This window comes from Streptomyces sp. RLA131 (assembly GCF_056270125.1).
Window position 1 is genome coordinate 7,124,087 of record NZ_JBWDOQ010000002.1, and the last position, 24,587, is coordinate 7,148,673.

General features: G+C 74.1%; 22 protein-coding genes. 9 read left to right on the forward strand and 13 right to left on the reverse strand.

The window, feature by feature from the left end; genetic code table 11:
• Nucleotides 1–5: 5 nt before the first annotated feature.
• The 6 genes from RWE79_RS33235 to ddaH all read right to left on the reverse strand — a co-directional run bounded on the left by RWE79_RS33235 (nucleotide 6) and on the right by ddaH (nucleotide 7,646).
• Entirely contained in the window at nucleotides 6–1,154 is a 1,149-nt protein-coding gene (locus RWE79_RS33235) for an acyl-CoA dehydrogenase family protein (protein ID WP_475946258.1), read from the reverse strand.
• The gene (locus RWE79_RS33240; protein WP_475943783.1) at nucleotides 1,154–3,190 is read right to left on the reverse strand and encodes an acetyl/propionyl/methylcrotonyl-CoA carboxylase subunit alpha; all 2,037 of its coding nucleotides are present in this window, start codon (nucleotides 3,188–3,190) and stop codon (nucleotides 1,154–1,156) included. The genes RWE79_RS33235 and RWE79_RS33240 overlap by 1 nt, the downstream gene beginning before the upstream one ends.
• A gap of 13 nt (nucleotides 3,191–3,203) precedes the next feature.
• Complete coding sequence (locus RWE79_RS33245) at nucleotides 3,204–4,742, reverse strand: acyl-CoA carboxylase subunit beta (RefSeq protein ID WP_475946260.1); 1,539 nt, start codon at nucleotides 4,740–4,742, stop codon at nucleotides 3,204–3,206.
• A gap of 20 nt (nucleotides 4,743–4,762) precedes the next feature.
• A complete protein-coding gene (locus tag RWE79_RS33250; protein WP_475943784.1) occupies nucleotides 4,763–5,716 on the reverse strand; it encodes a TIGR03084 family metal-binding protein in 954 nt (317 codons plus the stop codon).
• Between the two features lie 90 nt (nucleotides 5,717–5,806).
• On the reverse strand, nucleotides 5,807–6,778 hold the full coding sequence (locus RWE79_RS33255) for an acyl-ACP desaturase (RefSeq protein ID WP_475943785.1): 972 nt from the start codon (nucleotides 6,776–6,778) through the stop codon (nucleotides 5,807–5,809).
• Between the two features lie 91 nt (nucleotides 6,779–6,869).
• Nucleotides 6,870–7,646 carry a dimethylargininase gene (gene ddaH / locus RWE79_RS33260; RefSeq protein WP_475943786.1) on the reverse strand — a complete coding sequence of 259 codons (777 nt, stop codon included), beginning with the start codon at nucleotides 7,644–7,646 and terminating at the stop codon, nucleotides 6,870–6,872.
• A gap of 53 nt (nucleotides 7,647–7,699) precedes the next feature.
• On the opposite strand from ddaH, the gene RWE79_RS33265 reads away from it, so the two are divergent.
• From RWE79_RS33265 to RWE79_RS33290, 6 genes are all read left to right on the forward strand, one after another.
• Nucleotides 7,700–9,343, forward strand: a complete 1,644-nt coding sequence (locus tag RWE79_RS33265) for an ABC-F family ATP-binding cassette domain-containing protein (protein WP_475943787.1) — start codon at nucleotides 7,700–7,702, stop codon at nucleotides 9,341–9,343.
• A 141-nt stretch (nucleotides 9,344–9,484) separates the two neighbouring features.
• On the forward strand, nucleotides 9,485–9,973 hold the full coding sequence (locus RWE79_RS33270) for a glutathione peroxidase (protein ID WP_475943788.1): 489 nt from the start codon (nucleotides 9,485–9,487) through the stop codon (nucleotides 9,971–9,973).
• The gene (locus RWE79_RS33275) at nucleotides 9,970–10,713 is read left to right on the forward strand and encodes a L,D-transpeptidase family protein (RefSeq protein WP_475943789.1); all 744 of its coding nucleotides are present in this window, start codon (nucleotides 9,970–9,972) and stop codon (nucleotides 10,711–10,713) included. Before RWE79_RS33270 ends, RWE79_RS33275 begins: the two co-directional genes overlap by 4 nt.
• A 407-nt stretch (nucleotides 10,714–11,120) precedes the next feature.
• On the forward strand, nucleotides 11,121–13,034 hold the full coding sequence (locus RWE79_RS33280) for an FUSC family protein (RefSeq protein WP_475943790.1): 1,914 nt from the start codon (nucleotides 11,121–11,123) through the stop codon (nucleotides 13,032–13,034).
• Between the two features lie 138 nt (nucleotides 13,035–13,172).
• Nucleotides 13,173–14,096, forward strand: coding sequence for a DMT family transporter (locus tag RWE79_RS33285; RefSeq protein WP_475943791.1), 924 nt, complete (start codon nucleotides 13,173–13,175; stop codon nucleotides 14,094–14,096).
• Between the two features lie 128 nt (nucleotides 14,097–14,224).
• The gene (locus tag RWE79_RS33290; protein ID WP_475943792.1) at nucleotides 14,225–15,178 is read left to right on the forward strand and encodes an RNA polymerase sigma factor; all 954 of its coding nucleotides are present in this window, start codon (nucleotides 14,225–14,227) and stop codon (nucleotides 15,176–15,178) included.
• Here RWE79_RS33290 and RWE79_RS33295 read toward each other — a convergent pair.
• Nucleotides 15,153–16,082: a LysR family transcriptional regulator gene (locus RWE79_RS33295; RefSeq protein WP_475943793.1), complete on the reverse strand. Its 930-nt coding sequence runs from the start codon at nucleotides 16,080–16,082 to the stop codon at nucleotides 15,153–15,155. The genes RWE79_RS33290 and RWE79_RS33295 overlap by 26 nt on opposite strands.
• 83 nt (nucleotides 16,083–16,165) lie before the next feature.
• Between RWE79_RS33295 and RWE79_RS33300 the strand changes: the two genes are divergently transcribed.
• Nucleotides 16,166–17,113, forward strand: coding sequence for an EamA family transporter (locus tag RWE79_RS33300; RefSeq protein WP_475943794.1), 948 nt, complete (start codon nucleotides 16,166–16,168; stop codon nucleotides 17,111–17,113).
• On the opposite strand, the gene RWE79_RS33305 is transcribed toward RWE79_RS33300, so the two are convergent.
• The 4 genes from RWE79_RS33305 to RWE79_RS33320 form a co-directional block, all read right to left on the reverse strand.
• Nucleotides 17,061–17,870 (reverse strand): GH12 family glycosyl hydrolase domain-containing protein, encoded by an 810-nt coding sequence (locus RWE79_RS33305; RefSeq protein ID WP_475943795.1) that lies wholly within the window; start codon nucleotides 17,868–17,870, stop codon nucleotides 17,061–17,063. The genes RWE79_RS33300 and RWE79_RS33305 overlap by 53 nt on opposite strands.
• 24 nt (nucleotides 17,871–17,894) lie before the next feature.
• Nucleotides 17,895–19,091: a winged helix DNA-binding domain-containing protein gene (locus RWE79_RS33310; RefSeq protein ID WP_475943796.1), complete on the reverse strand. Its 1,197-nt coding sequence runs from the start codon at nucleotides 19,089–19,091 to the stop codon at nucleotides 17,895–17,897.
• Nucleotides 19,092–19,349: 258 nt separating this feature from the next.
• Complete coding sequence (locus tag RWE79_RS33315) at nucleotides 19,350–20,219, reverse strand: SCO6745 family protein (RefSeq protein ID WP_475943797.1); 870 nt, start codon at nucleotides 20,217–20,219, stop codon at nucleotides 19,350–19,352.
• A gap of 41 nt (nucleotides 20,220–20,260) precedes the next feature.
• Nucleotides 20,261–21,013, reverse strand: coding sequence for an enoyl-CoA hydratase-related protein (locus RWE79_RS33320; protein ID WP_475943798.1), 753 nt, complete (start codon nucleotides 21,011–21,013; stop codon nucleotides 20,261–20,263).
• Nucleotides 21,014–21,108: 95 nt separating this feature from the next.
• On the opposite strand from RWE79_RS33320, the gene RWE79_RS33325 reads away from it, so the two are divergent.
• Entirely contained in the window at nucleotides 21,109–21,738 is a 630-nt protein-coding gene (locus tag RWE79_RS33325) for an HdeD family acid-resistance protein (protein ID WP_475943799.1), read from the forward strand.
• Between the two features lie 261 nt (nucleotides 21,739–21,999).
• Nucleotides 22,000–22,521: an ATP-binding protein gene (locus RWE79_RS33330; RefSeq protein WP_475943800.1), complete on the forward strand. Its 522-nt coding sequence runs from the start codon at nucleotides 22,000–22,002 to the stop codon at nucleotides 22,519–22,521.
• 50 nt (nucleotides 22,522–22,571) lie between these two features.
• Here RWE79_RS33330 and idi read toward each other — a convergent pair whose 3' ends face one another.
• Both idi and galE read right to left on the reverse strand, forming a co-directional pair.
• Nucleotides 22,572–23,168, reverse strand: a complete 597-nt coding sequence (gene idi, locus RWE79_RS33335; protein WP_475943801.1) for an isopentenyl-diphosphate Delta-isomerase — start codon at nucleotides 23,166–23,168, stop codon at nucleotides 22,572–22,574.
• A gap of 273 nt (nucleotides 23,169–23,441) precedes the next feature.
• Entirely contained in the window at nucleotides 23,442–24,422 is a 981-nt protein-coding gene (galE, locus tag RWE79_RS33340; RefSeq protein WP_475943802.1) for a UDP-glucose 4-epimerase GalE, read from the reverse strand.
• Nucleotides 24,423–24,587 lie beyond the last annotated feature (165 nt).

Sequence of the window (24,587 nt, forward strand, 5' to 3'; positions counted from 1 at the left end):
GTGCGTCAGTACGACTTGGGCAGGCCCAGGGTGTGGTGGGAGACGAAGTTGAGGATCATCTCCCGGCTGACCGGGGCGATCCGGCCCACCCGGGACACCGCGAGCAGCGACGCGAGTCCGTACTCGCTGGTCAGGCCGTTGCCGCCGAGGGTGTGCACGGCCTGGTCGACGGCCTTGGCCCCGGCCTCCGCGGCGGCGTACTTGGCCATGTTGGCGGCCTCGCCGGCGGCCGTGTCGTCCCCGGAGTCGTAGAGGAACGCGGCCTTGCCGAGCATCAGGCGGGCGAGTTCCAGCTCGATGTGCGCCTGGGCGAGGGGGTGGGCGATGGCCTGGTGGGAGCCGATGGGTGCCTGCCAGACCTGGCGGGTGCGGGCGTACTCCACGGCGGTGGACAGCGCGTAGCGGCCCATGCCGATGGAGAAGGCGGCGGTCATGATCCGTTCGGGGTTGAGCCCGGCGAAGAGCTGCGTCAGCCCGGCGTCCTCGTCGCCGACCAGGGCTTGCGCGGGCAGCCGGACGTCGTCCAGGAAGAGCTGGAACTGCTTCTCGGGCGCGGCGAGTTCCATCTCGATCCGCCGGTACTCGAAGCCGGGTGTGCCGCGCTCCACGATGAACAGGCAGGGTTTGAGCCGGCCGGTGCGCGCGTCCTGCGTACGGCCGACCACGAGCGTGGCGTCACAGATGTCGACACCCGATATGAAGACCTTGCGGCCGGTCAGCAGCCAGTCGGTGCCGTCGCGGCGGGCGGTGGTGGTGATCCGGTGGGAGTTGGAGCCCGCGTCGGGTTCGGTGATCCCGAAGGCCATCCGGGTGCTGCCGTCGGCGAGTCCGGGCAGCCAGCGGGCCTTCTGTTCCGGGGTGCCGAAGCGGGCTATGACGGTGCCGCAGATGGCGGGGGAGACGATCATCAGCAGCAACGGGCAGCCCGCCGTGCCGAGTTCCTCCAGCACCAGGGCGAGTTCGGCGAGTCCGCCGCCGCCTCCGCCGTACTCCTCGGGGAGGTTCACTCCCAGGTAGCCCAGCGAGCCCGCCTCCTGCCACAGCTTCTCCATGTCGTGGCCCCGGCCGTGGCGCCGGCCCAGCTCGCCCACGGCCCTGCGCAGGGCCCGGTGTTCCTCGCTCTCGACGAGGACGTTCCCGGAACCGGTGGTCATCATGGCGACTCCTCTTCCTGTCCCTGTGCGGCTTCCTGCGGGGCTTGCTGCGGGGCTTGCTGCGGGGCTTCGGGCGGGGCTTCGTCCACGGTCTCCTGCACGACGGCGAGTACGGCGCCGACCTCGACCACCCGGCCCACCTCGGCCGGCAGCGCCGTCAGCACCCCCGACACGGGCGCCGCGACGCGGTGTTCCATCTTCATCGCCTCCAGCCACAGCAGCGGCTGCCCGGCCTCCACCCGGTCGCCGGCCTTGACCCCCGCCAGCCGCACCACCGTCCCCGGCATCGGCGCCAGCAACGACCCGGGTTCGGCGGTCGGGGCCGCGGGCTCGGGCAGCCGGGGCAGCGCGGTGAAGGCGAACGCCCCGAGTGCGGAGTCCACCTGGACCCGGTCGCCGTACACCGCGACCGCGAACTCCCGCCGCACGCCGCCCACGTCGAGTACCGTGCGGTCCCCGGCCGCCGTCAGCAGACGGACCTCCGGGTGGTCCTCGGACACCGGTCCGGTGCGGGCCGTCCGGTAACGGACCTGATACGTGTCCCCGTCCGGCCCGGCGGTCCGGTAGGTCCTGCTCTGCGGCTGCGACGGCACATTGCGCCAGCCCCCGAGCCGGTGCCGGCCCGAGGCGTCGGCCAGCGCGGCCGCGAGCGCGGAGAGCCGGGCCGGCTCCTCCCGCGGCGCGGCCGGGGCGATGCCGTCCAGGAAGGCCGTGGACACCGCGCCCCGCGCGAAGTCCGGGTGCCGCAGCACCTGGACCAGCAGGTCCCGGTTGGTCACGGGGCCGTGGATCTCGGCCCGTTCCAGCGCGTGGGCCAGCAGCCGCAGCGCCTCCTCGCGGGTGGGCGCGTGGGCGACCACCTTGGCGACCAGCGGGTCGTAGTGCGGCCCGATGAGCTCGCCGTCCCGGTACGCGGCATCGACCCGCAGGCCGCCGCCGGGGCGCCGGCCGAACGCCGCCGCGTCCCCGGCGAACCGCAGCCGGTGCAGCCTGCCCGTCTGCGGCCGCCAGCCGTGAGCCGGGTCCTCGGCGTAGAGCCGGGCCTCGACGGCGTGGCCGTGCGGTACCGGAGGGCTCGCGGGGAGCCGGTGGCCCTCGGCGACCCGGATCTGCTCGCGGACCAGGTCCAGGCCGCTGACGGCCTCGGTGACCGGATGCTCCACCTGGAGCCGGGTGTTCATCTCCAGGAAGTACGGGCGTCCGTCCGGCGTGACCAGGAACTCCACGGTGCCCGCGCCGGTGTAGCCGATCGCGCGCGCGGCCGCCTCGGCGGCCGTGCACAGGGTTTCGCGCAGGCCGTCGCCGATGCCGTCGCCGGTGCCGTCGCCGATGCCTGGGGCGGGGGTCTCCTCGATCACCTTCTGGTGCCGGCGCTGCACCGAGCAGTCGCGTTCGCCGAGCGTCCATACCGTCCCGTGGGCGTCGGCGAGCACCTGCACCTCGATGTGCCGGCCCTGCTCCACATACGGTTCGAGGAAGACCTCGCCGTCGCCGAAGGCCGCCGCGGCCTCCGCCCGCGCCGCCGTCAGCTCCTCGTCCAGCAGCGCGAGGTCGCGTACGATCCGCATCCCGCGCCCGCCGCCGCCGGCCGCCGCCTTGACCAGCAGCGGCAGGTCCGCCGGGCCGGGGCTGCCGCCCACCGACAGCACGGGCACCCCGGCCGCGGCCATCAGCCGTTTGGCGCGGGTCTTGGACCCCATCGCCTCGACGGCCCCGGCCGGGGGCCCGATCCAGGTCAGCCCCGCGGCGGTGACGGCCCGCGCGAACCCGGCGTTCTCCGACAGGAAGCCGTAACCCGGATGCACCGCGTCCGCGCCCGCCGCCAGCGCCGCCGCCACGATCAGATCGGCCCGCAGATACGTGTCGGCGGCGGCGTCGCCCGGCAGCCGCACGGCGGCGTCGGCCTCGGCCACGTGCGCCGCGCCCGCGTCGGCGTCGGAGAAGACCGCGACCGTGGCGATCCCCATCTCATGGCAGGTGCGCAGCACCCGGCGGGCGATCTCACCGCGGTTGGCCACCAGAACGGACCGGATCATCCGATACACCGCCTCACATCCGGAAGACGCCGAAGCCGCCCCGCGCGCCCTCGACCGGGGCGCTGTGGACGGCGGACAGACACAGACCGAGCACCGTACGGGTGTCGCGCGGGTCGATGACCCCGTCGTCGTACAGGCGTCCGGACAGGAACATCGGCAGCGACTCGGCCTCGATCTGCCGCTCGACCATCGCGCGCAGCGCGGCGTCCGCCTCCTCGTCGTACACCTGGCCCCTGGCCTGCGCCGACTGCCTGGCCACGATCGACAGGACGCCGGCGAGCTGGGCCGGACCCATCACGGCCGACTTGGCGCTGGGCCAGGCGAACAGGAAGCGCGGCTCGAAGGCCCGGCCGCACATGCCGTAGTGCCCGGCGCCGTAGCTCGCCCCCATCAGGACGGACAGGTGCGGGACCCGGGAGTTGGAGACCGCGTTGATCATCATGGCGCCGTGCTTGATGATCCCGGCCTGCTCGTACTCCCGGCCGACCATGTAGCCGGTGGTGTTGTGCAGGAAGAGCAGCGGGATGTCGCGCTGGTTGGCGAGCTGGATGAACTGGGCGGCCTTCTGCGACTCGGCGCTGAACAGCACGCCCTGCGCGTTGGCCAGTATCCCGACCGGATAACCGTGCACCTGCGCCCAGCCGGTGGCCAGGCTCGTGCCGTACAGCGGCTTGAACTCGTCGAACTGCGAGCCGTCGGCGATCCGGGCGATGACCTCGCGCGGGTCGAAGGGCGTCCTGAGGTCCTCGGGGACGATGCCGAGCAGCTCGTCCTCGTCGTACAGCGGGGGCGCGTACGACGCCGCGGGCGGCGGACCCTGTTTCGTCCACCGCAACCGGGCGACGACCCGGCGGGCCAGCCGCAGGGCGTCCGGTTCGTCGAGGGCGAAGTAGTCGGCCAGGCCCGAGGTGCGGGCGTGCATGTCGGCGCCGCCCAGCGACTCGTCGTCGGTCTCCTCACCGGTGGCCATCCGCACCAGGGGCGGCCCGCCCAGGAAGACCTTGGCGCGGTCCTTGACCATGATGACGTGGTCGGACATCCCCGGCACGTACGCCCCGCCCGCCGTGGAGTTGCCGAACACCACGGCCACGGTGGGGATCCCGGCCGCGGACAGCCGGGTGAGGTCCCGGAAGAGGGCCCCGCCCGGTATGAAGATCTCCTTCTGGCTGGGCAGGTCGGCGCCGCCGGACTCGACGAGGTTCACCAGCGGGAGGCGGTTGGCGAGGGCTATCTCGTTGGCGCGCAGCGCCTTCTTGAGGGTCCAGGGATTGCTGGCGCCGCCGCGCACCGTCGGGTCGTTGGCGGTGATCACGCACTCCGTGCCCTCCACGACCCCGACGCCGGTGACGATCGAGCCGCCGACCGGGTACTCGCTGCCGTGCGCCGCGAGCGGCGACAGCTCCAGGAACGGTGTGTCGGGGTCGAGCAGCAGCTCGACCCGCTCCCGGGCGAGCAGTTTGCCGCGCGCCCGGTGGCGCTCGGTGTACTTGGGCCCGCCGCCGGCGACCGCCTTCGCGTGCTCGGCGTCCAGCTCGGCGAGCCGGGCGAGCATCGCCGCGCGGTGCGTGCCGCTCACCGGCCGCTCCCGGGCTCCGGGTCGGTGCCGGGGTCGGTGCCGGGGCCGGTGCCGGGGTCTGTGCCGGTGCCGGGGTCGGTGCCCGGTTCCGTGTCCGGGCCGGTGCCCGGCTTCCCGCCCGGGTCCGTGCCCGGCTCTCCGCCCGGGTCCGTGCCCGGCTCTCCGCCCGGTTCCGGGGCGCGGCCGGTGCCGGGCGGGCCGGCGTAGGCCTGCGCGATGTCGAGCCAGACGTCCGCGTCCTTGCCCTCGGCCCGTAGCGCGAGGTCGTCGCGGTGGCGGCGCCGGGTGGCCAGCAGGCAGAAGTCCAGCGCCGGGCCGGTCACCCGCTGGGCCGCGTCCTCGGGACCGTGGGTCCACAACTCGCCGTCGGGTGCGGTGAGTTCCACCCGGAACTCGGCCGCCGGCGGTTCCATCCCCCGTACGGCGTACGCGTGGTCCCTGGCCCGTACGCCGATCCGGGCGACATGGCGCAGGCGGGCGGTGGGGGCGCGGCGGACGCCGAGCGTGTCGGCGATGTCCTCGCCATGGGCCCAGGTCTCCATCAGGCGCCCGGTCGCCATGGAGGCGGTGCTCATCGGGGGCCCGAACCAGGGGAACCGCACACCGGGCGGCTGTGCGGCCAGCGCCGCCCGCAGTTCGTCGCGGCCGCCGCGCCACCGCGCGAGCAGCCGGGACGGCGGCAGCGCGGCGCCCTCGGCGGCGGCCTCGTCCACCCGGCCGCCGAGCGAGGCGACGGCCCGGTCCACCTCCCGCGCGAAGGCCTCGGGGTCACGGACGGCGAGCACAGCCTGCCGGTCGGTCCAGGCGAGATGGGCGATCTGGTGCGCGATCGTCCACCCCTGGGCGGGAGTCGGAGCCGCCCAGTCCTCGTCGGCGAGGCCCGACACCAGCGCGTCCAGGCCTTCGCTCTCGTCCCGCAGATCTGTCAGTACGTACGTCGGATCGGCCACGGGCGACAGCGTGGCACCGGTGGCGGGCGAAAAACAAGCACGCGTGCATGATTTTCGCCCGCTCCGCCGTCCGGCGGGGCCCGCAGGGCCTCAGGAGGCCGCGCGGGCCGCCCGGCGGGCCAGCAGCGCATCGCGCCGCTCGTCGAACTTGACGGCCTGGGCGTTGAGTTCGCCCATGAAGAAGCCCAGCTCCTGCTGCGCCTTGAGGCCCTCGGCACCCAGGCCGGTGAACTCCAGCACCTTCAGGTGCCGCAGCACCGGCATCAGCACGTCGTCGTGGTGGATCCGCAGGTTGTAGATGCCGCCGATGGCGATCCGGGCCGCCGACCGCTCGAAGCCCGGCATTCCGTGGCCCGGCATCCGGAAGCCCACGACCACGTCACGGACCGCCTGCATCGCCAGATCCGGCGCCAGCTCCAGCGCGGCACCCAGCAGGTTCCGGTAGAAGACCATGTGCAGGTTCTCGTCGGTGGCGATGCGCGCCAGCATGCGGTCGCACACCGGGTCGCCGGACTCCTTGCCGGTGTTGCGGTGCGAGATGCGCGTCGCCAGCTCCTGGAAGGCCACGTACGCCACCGAGTGCAGCATGCTGTGGGCGTTGTCGGACTCGAAGCCCTCCGACATGTGCGTCATCCGGAACCGCTCCAGCTCCACCGGGTCCACGGCGCGGGTGGTCAGCAGGTAGTCGCGCATGGCGATGGCGTGCCGGCCCTCCTCCGCCGTCCAGCGGTGCACCCAGGTGCCCCAGGCGCCGTCGCGGCCGAACATCGTCGCGATCTCGTGGTGGTAGCTGGGCAGGTTGTCCTCGGTCAGCAGGTTGACGATCAGCGCTATCCGGCCGATGTCGGTGACCTTGGACTGCTCCGGCGCCCACGCCTCGCCACCCATGATCCCGTCGAAGTTACGGCCGTCACTCCACGGCACGTACTCGTGCGGCATCCATTCCTTGGCGACGCCGAGGTGGCGGTTGAGCTCCTTCTCGACCACCTCTTCGAGGGCGTACAGAAGCTTCGTGTCACTCCATGTGTCCGATTCGGTGCGCTGGGACGGGGTGAGGGTCACGTTGTGCTCGCTCCTGACGACTGTTGGACACCTACGGAACCGTAGGTTACGCCACCGTAAGTTAAGACCGGCCCAAAAGGCAACCAGCCTCCTACGTGTACAGATCCCGAAGGCGCACGGACAGACAGGTCACGCAGCCCTCCAGTTTTTCGAACTCGCCGATATCGGTGACCACCGGCTCGTACCCGAAACCGGCGAGCAGTTCCGCGGTCCGCGGCGCACTGGCCGCCATGAGCAGCCGCCCCGCCCCGAGAAGTACCACATGCGCGCCTGCCTCCTCCGGGACCGGCACGAAACGGGGGAAGACCGCCGGGTCGTCGACCAGCGCGGGATGGCCGATGACGGTGCCGTCGGGCAGCGCGGTGACGGCCGACTTCAGGTGCAGGACGACGCTGACGGGGACGGCGACCACCCGGGCGCCCAGCGGCTCGAAGACCGACCGCAGCTGCCGGACGCCCTCGCCGTTGGTACGTCCCCCGCACCCGGCGTAGATCGTGTCGCCGATCTTCAGGATGTCGCCGCCGTCCAGGGTGCCGGGTTCGCGGATCCGGTTGACCGACAGACCGAGCGCGGTGACGGCCTCCTCCACCGCGGCGGTCTCCGGCCGCCGCGAAAGAGCACCCGGACGGGCGATCAGCGCGACGTTGCGGAAGACGACCACCGCGTCCTCCACGAAGACCGAGTCCGGGCAGTCGTCGGCCGGCTGGACCTCCACGGTCTCCCAGCCGTGCGTGCGCAGCACGCCCACGTACGCCTCCCACTGCCGTTGCGCGAGGGCGGCGTCCACCGGCGAGCGCTCGATGTGGGTGACCAGTCCCTCCGCGATACGCGGACCGGGGCGGCGGACCAGGGCGGTTCGACTGGGCATAACGGGTGCTCTCCTCGGGCCGGTGCCTGGCAGGCGGTAATATCGGCGCCCTGATGAGCGCCACACTTGTTGCCAAGGATCTTGCCGCAGGCCACGGGGACCGTGTCCTGTTCTCCGGTCTCGAACTTGTCGTCGCCCCCGGCGACGTCATCGGACTGGTCGGCGCCAACGGCGCCGGAAAGTCGACCCTGCTACGGCTGCTGGCCGGCCTGGACACGCCCGAGCAGGGCCTGCTGCGGCTCAGCCCGCCGACCGCCTCCGTCGGCCACCTGCCGCAGGAGCCCGAGCGCCGCCCGGGCGAGACCGTACGGGCCTTCCTGGCCCGGCGCACCGGGGTGGACGCCGCGCAGCGGGCGCTCGACGCCGCCACCGAGGGCCTGGTGGAGGGCACGCCCGGAGCGGACGACGCCTACGCCGACAGCCTTGAGCGCTGGCTCGCCCTCGGCGGCGCCGACCTGGACGAGCGGGCCGACGAGGTGGCCGGATCGCTCGGCCTGTCCATCGGCCTCGACCAGCCGATGACCTCCCTGTCCGGCGGCCAGGCGGCCCGCGCCGGCCTCGCCTCGCTGCTGCTCAGCCGCTACGACGTCTTCCTGCTGGACGAGCCGACCAACGATCTCGACCTGGACGGCCTCGAACGGCTCGAAGCCTTCGTCACCGGTCTCAAGGCCGGCACGGTCGTCGTCAGCCACGACCGTGAGTTCCTCACCCGTACCGTCACCCGGATCGTCGAACTCGACGTCGCGCAGCAGCAGGTGAACACCTACGGCGGCGGCTACACCGCCTACCTGGAGGAGCGCGAGGTCGCCCGCCGGCACGCCCGCGAGGAGTACGACGAGTACGCCGACACCCGTGCCGGCCTGGAATCGCGCGCGCGCACGCAGCGCAACTGGATGGACAACGGCGTGCGCAACGCGCGCCGCAAGGCCACCGACAACGACAAGCAGAGCCGCAAGACCCGCGCCGAGTCGACGGAGAAGCAGGCCGCCAAGGCCCGGCAGACCCAGCGCATGATCGAACGGCTGGACGCCGGCGCGGTCGAGGAGCCCCGCAAGGAGTGGGAACTGCGGATGGAGATCGCCGCCGCCCCCCGTTCCGGAGCCGTCGTCGCCACCCTGCGGGCCGCCGAGGTCCGCCGCGGCGGCTTCACCCTCGGCCCGGTGGACCTCCAGATCGACTGGGCCGACCGGGTCGCCATCACCGGCGCCAACGGCTCGGGCAAGTCCACCCTGCTCGGCGCGCTCCTCGGCCGCGTCCCCCTGGACGCCGGCAGCGGCTCGCTCGGCCCCGGTGTGGTCGTCGGTGAGGTCGACCAGGCCCGGGGACTCTTCTACGGCGGTGAGGCCCTCCTGGAGGCCTTCGGCGCCGAGGTCCCCGACCTCCCGCCCGCCGAGGTCCGTACGCTGCTCGCCAAGTTCGGCCTCAAGGCCGCCCACGTCCTGCGCCCCGCCGCGACCCTGTCGCCGGGGGAGCGCACCCGCGCCGCCCTCGCGCTCCTCCAGGCGCGCGGCGTCAACCTCCTGGTGCTGGACGAGCCCACCAACCACCTCGACCTGCCCGCCATCGAGCAGTTGGAGTCCGCGCTCGCGTCCTACGACGGCACGCTGCTGCTCGTCACCCACGACCGGCGCATGCTCGACGCGGTGCACACCACCCGCCGGCTGGCCGTCGACGCCGGCCGGGTCACCGAGAGCTGACCGCCACCCGCCCCCGGCATCGGTCACGCCGATGCGCGACACCACGCCCTCCGACGGGCGCGCCGCCCGCCGTCCTGGGAAGATCGGGCACGGCGGCGGGGTTGAGTCGGACGTCATCCCGCCCATTGAGGAGTTCTCACCGTGAGCCTGTACGACATCCCCCTGCGCACCCTGTCCGGCGAGCCCGCCTCCCTCGCCGACTATCGCGACCAGGCCCTGCTGATCGTGAACGTCGCCTCCAAGTGCGGCCTCACCCCGCAGTACGAGGGCCTGGAGCGGCTGCAGAAGCGGTACGCCGACCGTGGCTTCAGCGTGCTGGGCTTCCCGAGCAACCAGTTCGCCGGTCAGGAGCCGGGCTCGTCCGAGGAGATCGCGACCTTCTGCTCGGCCACCTACGGCGTCAGCTTCCCGCTGTTCGAGAAGACCGAGGTCAACGGGGACGGGCGGCACCCGCTGTACGCGGCGCTGACCGGGACGGTGGACGCGGCGGGCGACGCCGGCGACGTCCAGTGGAACTTCGAGAAGTTCCTGGTCAGCCCGGCGGGCGAGGTCGTCGGCCGGTTCCGTCCGCGTACCGAGCCGGAGGCCGACGAGATCGTCTCCGCCGTCGAGTCGAACCTCCCGCGTTGACCCGCTCCCTCCGTCTCGCCGTGGTCTGCGCCGCCGTACTGGCCTGTGCCGCCGGTACGGCCGGCGCGGGCCGGTCCGTCGGCGCGGACCACGGCCGGCCGTCAGCGCGGCCGGAGCCGCTGCCGGCCCGGATGGCCGACACCGGCGGCGGCACCCAGCTCGTCACGGCCGAGGCGGAGGGGACCGGTTCCACCACCGGCACCGTGACCTGGTGGGACCTGAGCCAGGGCCGCTGGCGCGCGGCGGGCTCGGCCCCGGCCCGCTTCGGCGCCCACGGTCTGGCCGAGGGCGCGAGCCGCAGCCAGGGCACCTCCACCACCCCCACCGGGCTGTACGACCTGCCGTTCGCCTTCGGCACCCGCCCGCCGCCGCCCGGCACGGCGACGGAGTACCGGCGGGTCACCGACGCGTCGTGGTGGTGCCAGGACAACGCCTCGGCCTCCTACAACCGCTGGACCGAGGGCCTGCCGCGCGACTGCGCCGCCACCGAGGCCGAGCATCTGACCGACTACCCGGTCCAGTACGCCCACGCGATGGTCATCGGCTTCAACTACGACCGGCCCGTCCGCCGGCGCGGGGCGGGGATCTTCCTCCACGTCAACGGGCAGGGTGCCACCGCCGGTTGTGTCTCCGTCCCGGACGACGCGATGCGGAGCATCCTCGCCTGGGCGGACCCGGCGCGGCAGCCGCACATCGCCATCGGCACCGCCGGGGGAACGGCCGCGATCGCCCGCGACTGACGACACGCGGTCCGGCCCGGCGGCCCGGCGAGGATCTCCCGCAGGACGGTCCAGCCGGCCCCGCGGCCGCCCGCGACAGCGGTGACCGCGCCCGGCGCCATGCGGGGCGTCACGTGCGGCGTCACACGCGGCGACGGGCACGGCGACGGGCACGGCGACGGGCACTGCGACGGGCACTGCGACAACTCCTCTGACCTGCGCGGGCGTTGCGTGATGTCCGGGCTTCTGCCGGCGGGTCCGTGCCGGCGGTCCGCCCTGCCGGCCCGGTGATCGGCGTATGCCCCCGGCCGGCAGGCCGGCGGCCCGCCCGGCGGTAGCCCGTATCCTGGTGACGGCCGCCGGTCGATGGCGTCCTGGCCGGCCCGCCCCCACTCCCTCCCCGCTCGCCCACCGCCCGAGGATGCCCGTTGCCCCTGCGTACCCTGCCGGCCTGGCTCGCCCACCCCCTGCGCTGGCAGCGGGTGCCCGTGCCCTGGGGTGCCGTGCTGCGCGGGGCCCTGGCGGCGGGACCGCTGCTGGGGGCCGGGATCGCCACCGGCAGGCCCGAGGTGGGCGTCCCCGCCGCGCTGGGCGCGATGCTGGCCGGGGTCAACGACCGGCCGGGCACCCGGCGCACCGGGATCGTGCACGTCGGGCTGCCCGCCCTGGCCGGGGCCACCGGACTGCTCGCCGGAGCGGCCTACGCGGCCGTGACAGGCGGCTGGTGGGCGCTGCCCGTGCTGTTCGCGGTCGGACTGGTGTCGGGCGCGGTGAGCATGGCCGGGCCGGTGAGCTCGGCGGCGGGCGTCCAGCTGATGGTCACCACCGTGATCGGCATGGGGATGCCGTTGCCGGGCGCCCCGTGGTTCAAGGCCCTGTGCTTCCTCGCCGGCGCCGCCTGGCTGCTGCTGCTCCGCCTCGTGCTGCGCCCGCCCCGCCCGGCCGGCGGGGCGCTGGACGGTGAACGGGCCGCGCTGGCCCAGGTCTTCGACTCGCTGGCCGACGCGCTGGGGGCGGTCGGCGGCCCGGAGGCCGTACCGGCGCGCCGGCGCCTCACCGCGGCGATGGACCGGGCCGACGAGGCGCTGCGGCTGCACCGGCTGCTGCGGCGCCGGGTCACGACCGGGGAACTGCTGCTGACCGAGCGCTACGCGGCCGCGACCGCGCTCTGCGAGGCGGGCGTGGCCCTGCTGTGGGAGGGGGTGCCCCTGCCGGCACGCCTCGCCCGGGGACCGCACCGGCTGGCCGAGGCCATCCGTACCGGAACCTCCCCGGGGGCGCTGCCGGCCCCGGAGTCGAGCACCGCCGCCCGGGCCGCCTTCGACCGGGCGCTGCTGTCGGCGGCGGTGGCCTTCGCCCGCACCGAACCCCAGGTCGCCAGCCCGGCCGAAGTGGAGTCGGTGGCCCCGCCACCGGTGCGGCGCCGCATGCTCGGCGCGGCCGGACGGCGTTACGGGGCACGGGTCGCGGTCTGCGTGACGGCCAGTGCGGCGGTGGCACTGGCCCTGCGCGCCGACCACTGGTACTGGCTGCCGGCCACGGCCGCCTTCCTGGTCAAGCCGGACCTGGGGCCCCTGTTCTCGCGGGTGGTCAACCGCTTCGTCGGCACCGCGCTGGGCGTCCTGGTCTTCGCCGGAATCGCCGCCGGCGCGGCGGCCTTCGGCGGGACCTGGTGGCCCGCGGTGCTGGCCTGCGTGGCCGGGGCCCTGGTGCCCGTCGCGAGCCGGCACTACGCCCTGCAGACCGGCGTCGTCACGGCGCTGGTGCTGAGTTTCGTCTGGGTCGGCGGCGACACCCAGGCCGCCGGCCACCGGCTGGCCGACACCGCCATCGCCTGCGCCATCGTGCTGATCGTCGGGCATCTGCCGCGCCTGGTCGATCCGGCCGCACGGGTCGGCCACCGGCTCGCGGCCGCCCTGCGGCTCACCGAGAGCTACCTCGGCCATGTCCTGGGCGACCCGGACGGCCTGCGCACCGGCGAGCGGATGGCGCTGCGCAGGGCGGCCTACCAGGCGCTCGCCGAGGCCAGGGCGGCGGCCGGCACGGCGGCGGCCGAGCTGCCCGCCCAGCGCCGCCGGATCGCCGACTGGGCCCCCGTCGTCGCCTCCGCGGAGCGCATCGTGGACGCGGCGACGGCCTGCGCGGTGCGCATGGAGCACGGTGCGCCGCGCCCCTCGCAGGCCGAGGCGCGGGAGGTGAGCCGGGCCATCGACGGCATCGCGGACGCCCTCGACGGACGCGGGAGGAGCCCGGCGCCGGAACTGACCACCGCCCCGGAATGCGAGACCCTCGCGGCGGTGGTCGCCGAGCTGCACCGGATCCGCGAAGTGACCATGGCGTGACCCGTGCGGTGACGCCCCGGTCTGTCGAGGGGGCGCATCGGCGTCCCCGGCAGGCATCGCGATCACACGGCCGGTGGAGTTATGGTCGGCCCCAAGCCGTTCGATGCTTTCTCGTCCTTCGAGAGGATTGACAAGAACGTGGGCGTAGCCGTGTTTCTGCTCGGGGTGAGCGCCGCGTGCTGCCTGGGCCTCGGCTTCGTACTGCAGCAGCGCGCCGCTCAGCGTGCCCCGCTCTCGGACTTTCTCTCCTTCAAACTGCTGCTCGACCTGATGCGGATGCCCGAATGGCTGCTGGGCATCGCGTTCATGGTTTCCGGCATGGTGCTCAGCGCCCTCGCGCTGACCAAGGGCGAGGTCTCGCTCGTCGAACCCCTCACCGCCACCAGCCTGCTCTTCGCGATGGCCCTGTCGCGCCGCCTCACCGGGCAGCGGCTGGGCCGCCGGGGCTGGTCCGGTGTGCTGCTGCTGGCCGCCGGGGTCACCGCCTTCATCGTCGCCGGACAGCCCTCCGGCGGCGGCGCGCAGGCCGGGCCGCTGCGGCACTGGCTGGTCGTCGGGATCGTCGTCGGCCTGGCCCTGCTCCTGGTGGGCGTCGCGAAACGGCTGTCGCCCTCACCCGAGGCCACCCTTCTGGCCCTGGCGGCGGGCCTGCTCTACGGCCTGCAGGACGCGCTCACCCGGATCACGGGCCAGATCGCCGGCGACAGCGGGATCGCCGCGCTGGTCGTCCACTGGCAGCCGTACGCCGTGGTCGCGATCGGTCTCACCGGGCTGGTCCTGGTGCAGAGCGCCTTCGAGACCGCCCCGCTGCGCATGTCGCTTCCCGCGCTCACCGCCGCCCAGCCGCTGGCCGGCATTGCCTGTGGCGTCGGCTTCCTCGGCGATCAGCTGCGCGTCACCCCGGGCGCCCTGGCCTGGCAGGCGGCCGGCCTGGCCGCGATCACGGTGGGTGTCGTCCTGCTCGGACGCCACCCGGCGCTGCCCTGCTCCCAGGACACCTCCCGCCGGCCGCCGCCGCAGGAGCCCGAGGTCCGTGACGCCCGGCCGAGGGCGGTCCGGTAGCCTCCGGCCCCTGAAAGGGAACCCGGCGCTCCGCCGCCGTGGTTTGTGTTATCCCCGCTGCCCGAAGCCGTCTCCGAACCGGAGCCGCCCGTACGGGGCAGGCCCGGAGCACAGGAGAAGGTGACGGCATGCGCAGGGACGAAAGACCCGCCACCGCGACGGTCGAGGCGGCCCGGGAGGGCGACCGGAAGGCACTGGACACCCTGATCGCCGAATGCCTGCCGCTGGTCTACAACGTGGTCGGCCGGGCCGTCGACCGCCACGAGGACGTGGACGACGTGATCCAGGAGACGATGCTGCGGATCGTCAGCGGCCTGGTCGGGCCCGGCGGCCTGGACGGCCCGGACGGCCTGCGCGACCCGGCGGGCTTCCGCTCGTGGCTGGTCGCCGTCGCCATGCGGCACGTACGCGACCGGCCGCGGGTCCGCCGGGCCCAGCCGGGCTTCGAGCCGGCCGCCCTGGCCGGCTTCGTAGACCTGACCGTCCTGCGGCTGGGCCTGACCGGGCAGCTCGCCGAGGTCGCCGAGGCCACCCGCTGGCTGGAGCCCGAGGACCGCGACGTGCTGTCGCTGTGGTGGCTGGAGGCCACGGGCGAGCTCACCCGCGCCGAACTCGCCGCCGGCTGCGGCCTCACCCCGCAGCACGCCGCCGTACGGGTCCAGCGCATGAAGGCCCGCCTCGACGTGGCCCGCGGCGTCGTGCGGGCCCTCACCGCCTCGCCCCGCTGCGGGGCCCTGGCGGAGATCACCGCGTCCTGGAACGGCCTGCCGTCCGCGCTGTGGCGCAAGCGGATCGCCCGCCACTGCCGCGAGTGCCCCCCCTGCTCACGGCGGTGGGACGGGCTCGTCCCGGCCGAGGGGCTGCTGGCCGGCCTCGGCCTGGTGCCGCTGCCCGTCGGATACCCGGCCGCCGCGGCGCTGTCCGGTTCCGCGGCCTTCGGCCGCGCCTGCCCTCAGTCGCCGGACGGGCCGAAAGACCTGCCCGTCCGGCGACTGCGGACGAACCGGCCACCGGACGGACCCGGAGAACCAGCCTGGTCACCGCACACGGCCGGCGTCACCGCGGTGCCACGGACTCCGTGAGCGCGTCGGCGACCCGCGCGATCGGCGGCCAGGCCCACTGGCCGTCGCGGGCGACCAGGAAGTGCCGCCGGGTGCCCACCTGGGGCTCCAGCGGCCGGAACACCACATCCGTACGGTCCCGCTCGACCCCCGACTCGGCCAGCAGCGCGACCCCGAGCCCCGCGCCGGCCAGCAGGTTCACCAGGTGCAGGCTGTCGACGCGGTGGACGATGCGGGGCGCGAAGCCGGCCAGCGCGCACACCCGCCGCACCAGTTCGTCGTCGTCGCTGCCCCGGGAGTTGGTGATCCATCCGGCGTCCGCGAGCCGCCGCAGCCCGGCCAGGGCCACCGTCGCGTCCGGCCCCGGGTCGTAACGGTGCCCGGCCGGCAGGGTCAGCAGCATCGGCTGCTCGGCGAACTGCCGCATGCTCAGCCCGGTCGGCACCGTCCGCGGCACCAGGCTGTAGTCGTAGACCACGCCGAGGTCCAGCTCCCCGGCGAGCAGCAGCTCCAGGGTCTGCTCGGGCTCGTGCTCGTACAGCTGCACCTCCACACCGGGGTGCTCCGCGCGCAGCCGTACGAGGGCGGGCACGACCATCGGCTCGACGGTGCTGGCGATGCTGGCCAGCCGCACCCGGCCGGCGGGCCCGGCCTCGCCGCTCAGCTCGGCCCGTGCCTCCTCCACCCGGGCCAGGATGCCGACCGCGTGTTCCACCAGCCGTTCCCCGGCCGGGGTGAGCCGCACCCGGCGGCCGACCGGGGCCAGCAGCCGGGCGCCGACCTCCTGTTCCAGGACGGCCAGGTGCTTGGAGACCGCCGAGGTGCCGTAGCCGGTGCGCTCTGCGACCGCCGCCATGGTGCCCAGACGGCTGAGCTCGACCAGCAGGCGCAGCCGGCCGAGGTCGGGGAGAGGTGTGTCGATCATCCCTCAATCATCCACGATAAGCGGATGGTCTGTCCTCCATTGGCCCGTGGACAGAAACGGATGCGACGCGGTGCAATGGCCCGGTGACGACCTCCAGCACCGCCCTGACCTCACCGAACGCCGCGCGCAAGCTGCCCGGCGCGGTGCTGGTCCTTGCCGCCATGACCGTTCTGCACACCGGCAGCGCCCTGACCACCGAGCTCTTCGACGACCTCGGCGCCGCCGGTACCACCTGGCTCAGGGTCGGCTTCGCCGCGCTGGTACTGCTCGCCTTCACCGGCCGCTCCCTGTGGCGGGCGGTGAAGGCCGCGCCGGGCCGGGACCTGGTCGCGGTGCTGCTGCTCGGCACGGTCAGCGGCGCCATGATGCTGCTGTTCTCCGAGGCCGCCGCCCGGATACCACTGGGCACCGCCACCGCCCTGGAGTTCCTCGGTCCGCTCGCGGTCGCGGTCGCCTCGCTCAGCCGCCGCCGGGAGCTGGCCTGGCTGCTGCTCGCGGCCGGGGGAGTGCTCTGCCTCACCTCGCCCTGGCAGAGCGGCGTCGATCCGGCCGGTGTGCTGTTCGGCCTGGGCTCGGGGGCCTGCTGGGCCCTGTACGTCATCGGCACCCAGCACGTCGGCAGCCGTTTCCGGGCCGGGCACGGCCTGGCCCTGTCGCTGACCGTCGCCACCGTCTTCACCGCGCCCTTCGGCGCTCCGGCGGTCGTCGCCGATCCGCACTGGGGTGCGATCGCCGCCGTCGCCGGGATCGCGATGCTGATGCCCCTGGTGCCCTTCCTGCTGGAGATGAAGGCACTTCAGCGCATCGGCCGGACCGCCTACGGCACCCTGGCCGGCCTCGAACCCGCGATCAGCCTGCTGGCCGCGATGGTCCTGGTAGCCCAGATCCCCACCGTGCTCCAGGCCGCCGGCACCGCCCTGGTCGTCGTCGCCGGCATCGGGGCCGCCCGGGGGGAGAGCCGGGCCGCCGCGCAGGAGGTCAGCCGACGTCCGTCGAGTACGCCGTCGTGTTCAGCTGCGCCTTCCCCGTGAACACCTCGGTGCCCGCCTCCACGCTGCTCAGGTAGTCGGTCCTGGCCACCAGGCCCCGGCGGACCAGCGCCTGCAGGAAGTCGTCCAGGTCGAAGTCGACCGACGTGGTGTTGCCGACCCGCACGAACGAGTAGACGTTCCAGCCGATGTTCCCGGCGTACAGGTCCCAGGAGGCGCCCGCGATCTTCACCCGCTGCTTCTTCGTGCCGAGCGGTCCCGCCCCGCCGGCCTTGTTCAGCCAGACCATCACCTCGTGCTTGGGCTTGCTCTGCCAGTCGGTGTCGGCGGTGTCGTGCAGCCACAGGTCGTAGGCGACGTTGTAGACGCTGTCGGTGGACTCCTTGACCTTGAACGACCAGGCGCTCTTCACCGGCGTCTTCGCCGACAGCTTCACCGGCAGCCCGGTGTTCCGCGACTTCCAGCCCCAGTGCCAGCCCAGCACGCTGCTCGCGTAGGACTTCACCGCGTTCTTCTGGCCCGACCACTCGTAGCCGGTGCCCCAGCCGATCGTGTCGCCGGAGCGGTAGGAGTCCCAGACGCAGGACCAGCCGGTGCCGCTGTCGGCGCCCCAGGTGTTGTTGTTGATCCAGTACTTGCCCATGGTGATCGATTCGTACGCCTCGCACCCACCGGCCGCGCTCGCCCTCTGCGACGTCGACTCGACCGCGTAGACCGTTCCCCCGCCCAGTGCGGCGAAGGCGACGGCCGCGGCCGTGAAGCGCTGACGGGTGAACCGGTGACGTCCGGTCGCTGACATGGGCATGCCTCTCAGATCGGTGGTCTACGCCCCCAGGTCGTCACCGTCCCCGGAAAGGTTGCTTTCCCCTGGCCGGGGCGGGTGCCGGCGCGCCTCCACCCCGAGAAAGCGCCCGAGGTCGGCGATCTCCTCGTCGACCCCGGCCCGTACGGCCTCCGGCAGCGGCCCGGTCAGCGGCTCCACCCGCACATCGAGCCGTGCCGCGCCGCGCCAGGTGTGCCGCCAGGTCGCCGCCACCGCCCCGTCCACCAGGACGCAGGGCATCAGCAGCCCGCCGCCGGTCGCGATCCGGGAGGCGATGGCCGGCGGAAGGATCAGGTCGCGGTCGCGGTAGCCGAGCAGATACGGGTCGAAGTGGCCGGTCAGCCGGACCGGAAGGGGCCCCTCGGGTGGCGGGGCGGACCCGGCGTCCACCCACAGCGGCTCGTCGGCGGGACCCCGTACCGGGAGCAGCCGCCCCTGCCCGGCCAGCTCCCGCAGCCCGCGCCGGGCCGACCCGAGCGGCAGCCCGGACCAGCGGGCGAAGTCGGCCTCGGACACCGGCCCGTAGGCGGCGGCATGGCGTGCCGCGAGTTCGGCGAGGGCGTCGTCGCCGGAAGGGCCGGGGCCGTCGACGCCGGCGAGCCACTCCTCGCGCAGCACATAGGTCGCCCGGTCCCCGGCGGCCTCGGGGCCCCGGCAGACCAGGCCCGACGCGGCCGCGTAGAGCAGCAGATGGGCGGGGGCCTGGCCGCGCGGATCGAGGCCGAGGCCCGCCTCGCCCAGCCGGGCCACCAGGTCGTCCCTGAGCATCGGCGGCCGGCCGGTCAGCACCCGCTCCAGCGCGGGCAGGGCCCGGGCGCAGGTCTGCTCGTCCAGGCCGAGCCGGGCCCGCCGCCCCCGCTGGGAGTCCGCCACGCGCGGCCCGAGCAGGGCGGTCATCCAGCGGACGTCCGCCGCGGGCACGGCGTGCAGCGTGCCGCGCATCAGCCAGGTCCGTACGACCTGTGGCCGTGGCCCCGCGCAGGCCGCGTCCAGGTCGGCCGCCGTCAACCCGGCGCTGCGGGCCCGCAGTTGCAGGCGGCAGGCCTTCGCGTCCTGGGCCTGCAGGGCCGCCGCGCGGCGTACCGCGCCTGCGGCGGCGACGGCAGGGGGGCCGGGCTCCTGCCCCGCGGTGCCGCCGGCCAGGCCCTGGGCGCGCATCCGGCGGGCGCGCATCCCGGCGGCGTCGAGTCTGTCCACCCGCGTCATCCTGCCGCACCGCCCCCGGCGGCTTCAGGGCCTGTGTCCGAAACCGGGCCGGGCGCCCGCCGCTCCCCCGGCCCGGAGCCCCCGGACACGCACGCTCCCCGCGTCGCCGAAGAGCCCTGGTGGCTCCGCTGCGGGGACCTTCCGGCGCCTTGCGATCGCAGGCACCGGACGACGGGTGCTGCCCCGGCCAGGGGTCGGGCTCGGACTCGGGGTCGGGCTCGGGCTCGGGGTCGGGCTCGGGCTCTCTGGTCAGCCCTTGCCGAAGTGCTGCACCGGGAAGCCGCCACCCGCCAGCACGGTCTGGGTGAAACCGCCGGCGAGCGCGGTGAGCCGTTCGACGCCCGCCCGGCCCAGATGCTCGTACGGGGCCCGGTCGAGCCGGTCGGTGACGGCCTCGATCTCGCGGCGCAGGGCGACGCCGTCCTCGGTGAGTTCCCCGGAGCCGTCCAGGAGACCCCGGTCGTGCAGCCGGGACCGGGCGGCGGACCACTGCTCCGGCGTCCAGCCGCGGGTCAGCTGGCAGAAGCGCGGGGTGAAGCCCTTGCCGGTGGCGCTGTGGGTGACCAGGGCCTCCAGCCCGTCGAGCCCGGCGCCCGCCAGGGCCATCAGATGGCCGTCGCCCCGGTGCTCGCGCAGCAGGGTGGCCGCGTGCCACAGCGCCAGGTGGGGCTGCTCGGGGACGGGCAGGTCCGCGTTGGCCGCGAAGAGCGGGCGGGCCCCGCGCTCACAGGCCTCGGCGGCGCGCAGGGCCAGGCCGGCGGCCTCCGCGACCTCCGGGGAACCCGCGGTCTCCGCCCCGAGCAGCCGGGTCAGTACGGTGTCCACGGCGCGCAGCCGGGCGGCGAGTACGTCCTCGGGTCCGGCGATCGTCCAGGCGGCCGGTACGGACCGGGCCACCAGGGAGTGGCTGAAGTTGTAGAAGGTCGCGGTGACCACGCCCGCTCCGACGGCGCCCAGTGGTGCGGCCCGTCCGGCGAAGTACGCCATGGAGCCCCGTTCCAGGCCGATCGCGGCCAGCTCCTCGTCGTATTCCGGTGCGAAGTAGACGGCGGAGTGCAGCGGGTTGACGGCGTTGTGGCAGCGGCGGCCGGCGCGCGGCTCCAGGGTGGCTGTGGTCATGCCTGCAGGTTACCGACCGGTCAGCATGTTGCGGAAGCCGCTCACAGCGTCCAGCCGAAGCGCGGTTCCCGGCGGTCCAGGAACGCGGAAGCGCCCTCCGCCGTGTCCCCGCTGCCGGCCGCCTGGCGGGCCCAGTGCTCGACGCGGGCCGGATCCGGCTCGTGCCCGGCGAACTCCTTGGCGGCGGCCTGGGTGAGCAGGGACCGTGAGGCGAGCACCCCGGCGAACTCCTCGACGCGCTTGCCGAGGGCGTCCCCGGGCAGCACCTCGTCCACCAGCCCGGTCCGCAGCGCCCGTTCGTGGCCGATCAACTCGGCCGAGAACAGCAGGTACTTGGCGGTGGCCGGTCCCACCAGGGCGACCAGCCGCCGGGTGGACGACGCGGCGTAGACGATGCCGAGCCGGGCCGGGGTGACCCCGAAGCGCGAGCCCTCGGCTGCGAACCGCAGATCGCACGCGGCGGCGAGCTGGCAGCCACCCCCGACGCAGGAGCCGCGGACGGCCGCGAGGCTGGGCTTGGGGAAGGCGGCGAGTGCCTCCTCGGCCTCGACGGCGGCGCTCTGCACCGGCAGCGGGCCGATCGCCGGGTCCCGCAGGTCGGAGATGTCGGCACCGGCGGAGAAGGCGTCGCCGGCGCCGGTGAGCACCAGCACCCGTACCGCCGGATCCGCGGCGAGGCCGGCGAGCAGCCCGGGCAGGGCACACCACATGTCCAGGGACATGGCGTTGCGTTTCGCCGGATTGCTGATCGTGATCGTCGCGGTGGGTCCGGTCACGTCCAGCAGCAGCGGCATCCCCCGATCCTATCCGCCGCCACCTCGCCGGATCATGACGAGAGGATCATCGTAAATAGGGGTATACGTTGCGTAAGCGATGCGAGGAGGCGGGTATGTCCGCGCTCAAGGGACGCAGAAGGCAGCCGGAGCCCCCGGAGGCCCGGATCAGCCGCTCCTTCGGGTGGGTGGCGGCGCTGGGCGTGATCCTGGTCATCGGCGGTCTGGTCGGTCTGGCGTACGTCGCGTTCGCGACCCTGACCACCATGATCCTGTTCGGCTGGCTGCTGCTGATCGGCGGTGTCGTCGGCCTGTTCCAGGCGGTGCAGAACCGCACCACCAACTTCTTCTGGCTGGCGCTGGTGGTCGCGGCGCTCAACATCGCCGCCGGGGTGGTCGTCATCCGTCAGCCCGAGGTCACGGCGGCCGCGCTGACCATGTTCGCCGCGCTGCTCTTCCTGGCCGGCGGCATCTTCCGGCTGTTCGGCGCTCTGGCGGTACGCGGCCCGCAGATGGTCTGGACGATGGTGCAGGGCGCGGTGGGCATCCTGCTGGCCGTCCTGGTGCTGGCGAACTGGCCGCACAGCAGCCTCTATGTGATCGGTGCCTTCGTCTCGCTCGCGCTGCTCTTCGACGGGCTGGGGCTGATCGCCGCCGGGATCGGCGGCCGGCGGATCGTCGGCATGGTCGCCGACGCCCGGGCCGAGGACCTCGGCCTGACGGAGCCGAAACGCCAACAGGGCTGACAGGGCTGACAGGGCTGACAGGGCCGACAGGGCCGTCGCGCCGGAACGACACCAAGGAAGCCAAGGGTGGTCGATGCAGTGACAACTTCTCTCGCATCCGGACGCCGAGGGTCGAAACCCGTGCGTTTCCGGTGAGGCGCTCAATCCGGTGTGCTGCGCTGCCGACACTCGACAGGTGAGGCGGATCCCGTCGGCGCCGTAGCGGCGCGCGAGCGGGGCTGCGGGGAGCACATCGCGCGAGATGCGAGGGTGAATGCCGCCATGGAGGTCCGCGGGAGCGTCCCGCCCGAACCGGTGCCGGCCGAGGCGGCCGAGGCCACTGCCCCGGACACCCCGCGCCCCTACGAGGGCGCGTGGCGCTTCACCACGCCCGCGCTGGACTCGTCGGTCCCGCAGGCCCGGCATGCCGTACGGAACCTGATCGCCCACCGGCGGATCCCGGTCGGCGACCGACTGCTCCAGGACCTGCTGCTGATCGTGTCCGAGCTGGTCACCAACGCCGTCCGGCACGCCGCGCTGCTCTCCCCGGAGATCGCCGTGGAGATCGCGGCCGGGGCCGACTGGGTAAGGGTGGCCGTCGAGGACAACCACCCCTACCGCCCCAAGGCGGTCCAGGCCGACAGCGCCGACACCGGCGGACGCGGGCTGATGCTGGTCAAGACGATCACCGCCGAGGCGGGCGGGATCTGCGACGTCGAGCATGTCGAGAGCGGCGGCAAGGTGGTCTGGGCCGCGCTCCCGCTGCCGCTGGGCGCGGCCCCCGCCGCCCCTGTCACCGCCTGACGGGCGGTGCCGGGGGCGGGCGGCGAGCGGCGGGCCGGGGGACCGGCGGGCTACCAGCCCGCGTCCGCCGTCAGCTCGCGGATCCCGGGCAGCGCCGCGTCCAGCACGGTGGGGAACCAGGCGGAGAACGGACCGGTCTCGCGCAGCTCCTCCAGGTCGACGGGGTTGACGAAGGCGGTCTCGCCGATCTCCCCGGGGTCGGGCCGCAGCTGCTCGTGCACCAGCCCGACGAACAGGTGGTTGTACTCCTGCTCCACCAGCCCCGACGCCGGGTCGGGGTGGTTGTAACGGACCGTGCCGGCCTCGCGCAGCAGCGCCGGCGCGGCGCCCAGCTCCTCGGCGGTACGGCGGGCGGCGGCCACGAACGGCGGCTCGCCCGGGTAGGGGTGGCCGCAGCAGGTGTTGGACCAGACACCGGGGGAGTGGTACTTGCCCAGCGCCCGGCGCTGAAGGAGCAGTCTGCCGTCGTCGTCGAAGAGGAAGACCGAGAACGCGCGATGCAGCCGCCCCGGCGCCTGGTGTGCCGACAGCTTCTCGGCCGTACCGATCGTCATACCGGCCTCGTCGACCAGTTCGAGCAGGATCGGGGCGGCAGGATCTGCCGCGGGGTTGTTGCCGGGCCGGCCGTTGGCGGTACTGGTGGGCATGGCCATCCTTTGAATCGACGACAAGCCCTCAGTCTGCCTCACCCACCCGCCCTCAACGGCACAGCCGCGCCTCGTGCCCGGCGTGCCCCGCCGGCTCCGCCCGGAAGGTGCGGTGCTCCACGCCGACGTGGTCGCCCGGGCAGCCCCGGAGGTCGTGGGTCGCCTTGCTCGGCCCGCCTGGTCCGGCGCCTTCACCCTCCGGCAGCTCCGGGACGCGGGACCGCACCCCGGGGCTGCCGGCAGCCCCGGGGTGCCGCCGCCGTTCCGGTCGGATCAGCCGCGGCGGGCCTGCGGGTGGTGCAGCAGCCAGCCCTGCCAGGCGGACTCGACCATGTCGCGCGGGCCGCGCGCCGCGGACCAGCCGAGCTCCTTGCGGATCAGGTCGGGCGAGGCGACCACGCGGGCCGGGTCGCCGGGGCGGCGGGGGGTGACGAGAGGCCGGACCTCGGTGTAGCCGGTGACGTCGAGGACGAGGTCGAGCAGTTCGCGCACCGAGACCCCCTCGCCGCTGCCGACGTTGACCGTCAGATCGCCGGAGCCGCCGGTGAGCCGGCCGGCGGCGGCGACATGGGCGTCGGCGAGGTCCTCCACGTGGATGTAGTCCCGGATGCAGGTGCCGTCGGGTGTGTCGTAGTCGTCGCCGAAGATCTGCGGGGCCTCGCCACGGGTGAGGCGGTCGAAGACGATCGGGACGATGTTGAACACCCCGGTGTCGGCCAGCTCGGGGGCGGCGGCGCCGGCCACGTTGAAGTAGCGCAGGCAGGCGGTGGAGATGCCGTGCGCCCGGCCGGCCGCGCGGACCAGCCACTCGCCGGCGAGCTTGGTCTCGCCGTACGGGCTGATCGGCAGGCAGGGGGTGTCCTCGGTGACCAGCGGTACGTCCGGGAGGCCGTAGACGGCGGCGGAGGAGGAGAACAGGAAGCGGTCGACACCGGCCGCCGCGACGGCCTCCAGCAGGGTGCCCAGACCGCCGAGGTTCTCGCGGTAGTACAGCAGCGGCTCCTCGACGGACTGGCCGACCTGCTTACGGGCCGCGAGATGGACGACGCCGGTCACCCCGTGGTCCGTGATCGCCCGGTCCAGCGCCTCGCGGTCGAGTGTGGAACCGGTCACGACGGGCACCCCGGCGGGGATCCGCTCCGCGACGCCGGCCGAACCGTCGTCGTACACGACCACGCGCTCCCCGGTCCGGGCCATAGCCCGGACCACGTGCGCTCCGATGAATCCGGCCCCGCCGGTGATCAGCCACGTCATGCGGCCACCCTATCGGCGGCCCGGTCACCGCCGTTTGTCGGCACGCTCCGGATACCGCATGATGATCAACGCCGTGCGCGCGACAGCGAAGCGAACGGGTGGTGAACGGAAGTTCTCAGGAATCCGATAGCCTCTGCGCTCATGCCCGCCCCGTCCGGCGGAACG

Excerpts from the sequence above, each read along its gene's own strand:
- RWE79_RS33235 (WP_475946258.1), bottom strand. The coding sequence starts at position 1,154 with ATGACCACCGGTTCCGGGAACGTCCTCGTCGAGAGCGAGGAACACCGG.
- RWE79_RS33240 (WP_475943783.1), bottom strand. The coding sequence starts at position 3,190 with ATGATCCGGTCCGTTCTGGTGGCCAACCGCGGTGAGATCGCCCGCCGG.
- RWE79_RS33245 (WP_475946260.1), bottom strand. The coding sequence starts at position 4,742 with ATGCTCGCCCGGCTCGCCGAGCTGGACGCCGAGCACGCGAAGGCGGTC.
- ddaH (WP_475943786.1), bottom strand. The coding sequence starts at position 7,646 with ATGCCCAGTCGAACCGCCCTGGTCCGCCGCCCCGGTCCGCGTATCGCG.
- RWE79_RS33265 (WP_475943787.1), top strand. The coding sequence starts at position 7,700 with ATGAGCGCCACACTTGTTGCCAAGGATCTTGCCGCAGGCCACGGGGAC.
- RWE79_RS33290 (WP_475943792.1), top strand. The coding sequence starts at position 14,225 with ATGCGCAGGGACGAAAGACCCGCCACCGCGACGGTCGAGGCGGCCCGG.
- RWE79_RS33295 (WP_475943793.1), bottom strand. The coding sequence starts at position 16,082 with ATGATCGACACACCTCTCCCCGACCTCGGCCGGCTGCGCCTGCTGGTC.
- RWE79_RS33305 (WP_475943795.1), bottom strand. The coding sequence starts at position 17,870 with ATGTCAGCGACCGGACGTCACCGGTTCACCCGTCAGCGCTTCACGGCC.
- RWE79_RS33315 (WP_475943797.1), bottom strand. The coding sequence starts at position 20,219 with ATGACCACAGCCACCCTGGAGCCGCGCGCCGGCCGCCGCTGCCACAAC.
- RWE79_RS33320 (WP_475943798.1), bottom strand. The coding sequence starts at position 21,013 with ATGCCGCTGCTGCTGGACGTGACCGGACCCACCGCGACGATCACGATC.
- RWE79_RS33325 (WP_475943799.1), top strand. The coding sequence starts at position 21,109 with ATGTCCGCGCTCAAGGGACGCAGAAGGCAGCCGGAGCCCCCGGAGGCC.
- RWE79_RS33330 (WP_475943800.1), top strand. The coding sequence starts at position 22,000 with ATGGAGGTCCGCGGGAGCGTCCCGCCCGAACCGGTGCCGGCCGAGGCG.
- idi (WP_475943801.1), bottom strand. The coding sequence starts at position 23,168 with ATGCCCACCAGTACCGCCAACGGCCGGCCCGGCAACAACCCCGCGGCA.
- galE (WP_475943802.1), bottom strand. The coding sequence starts at position 24,422 with ATGACGTGGCTGATCACCGGCGGGGCCGGATTCATCGGAGCGCACGTG.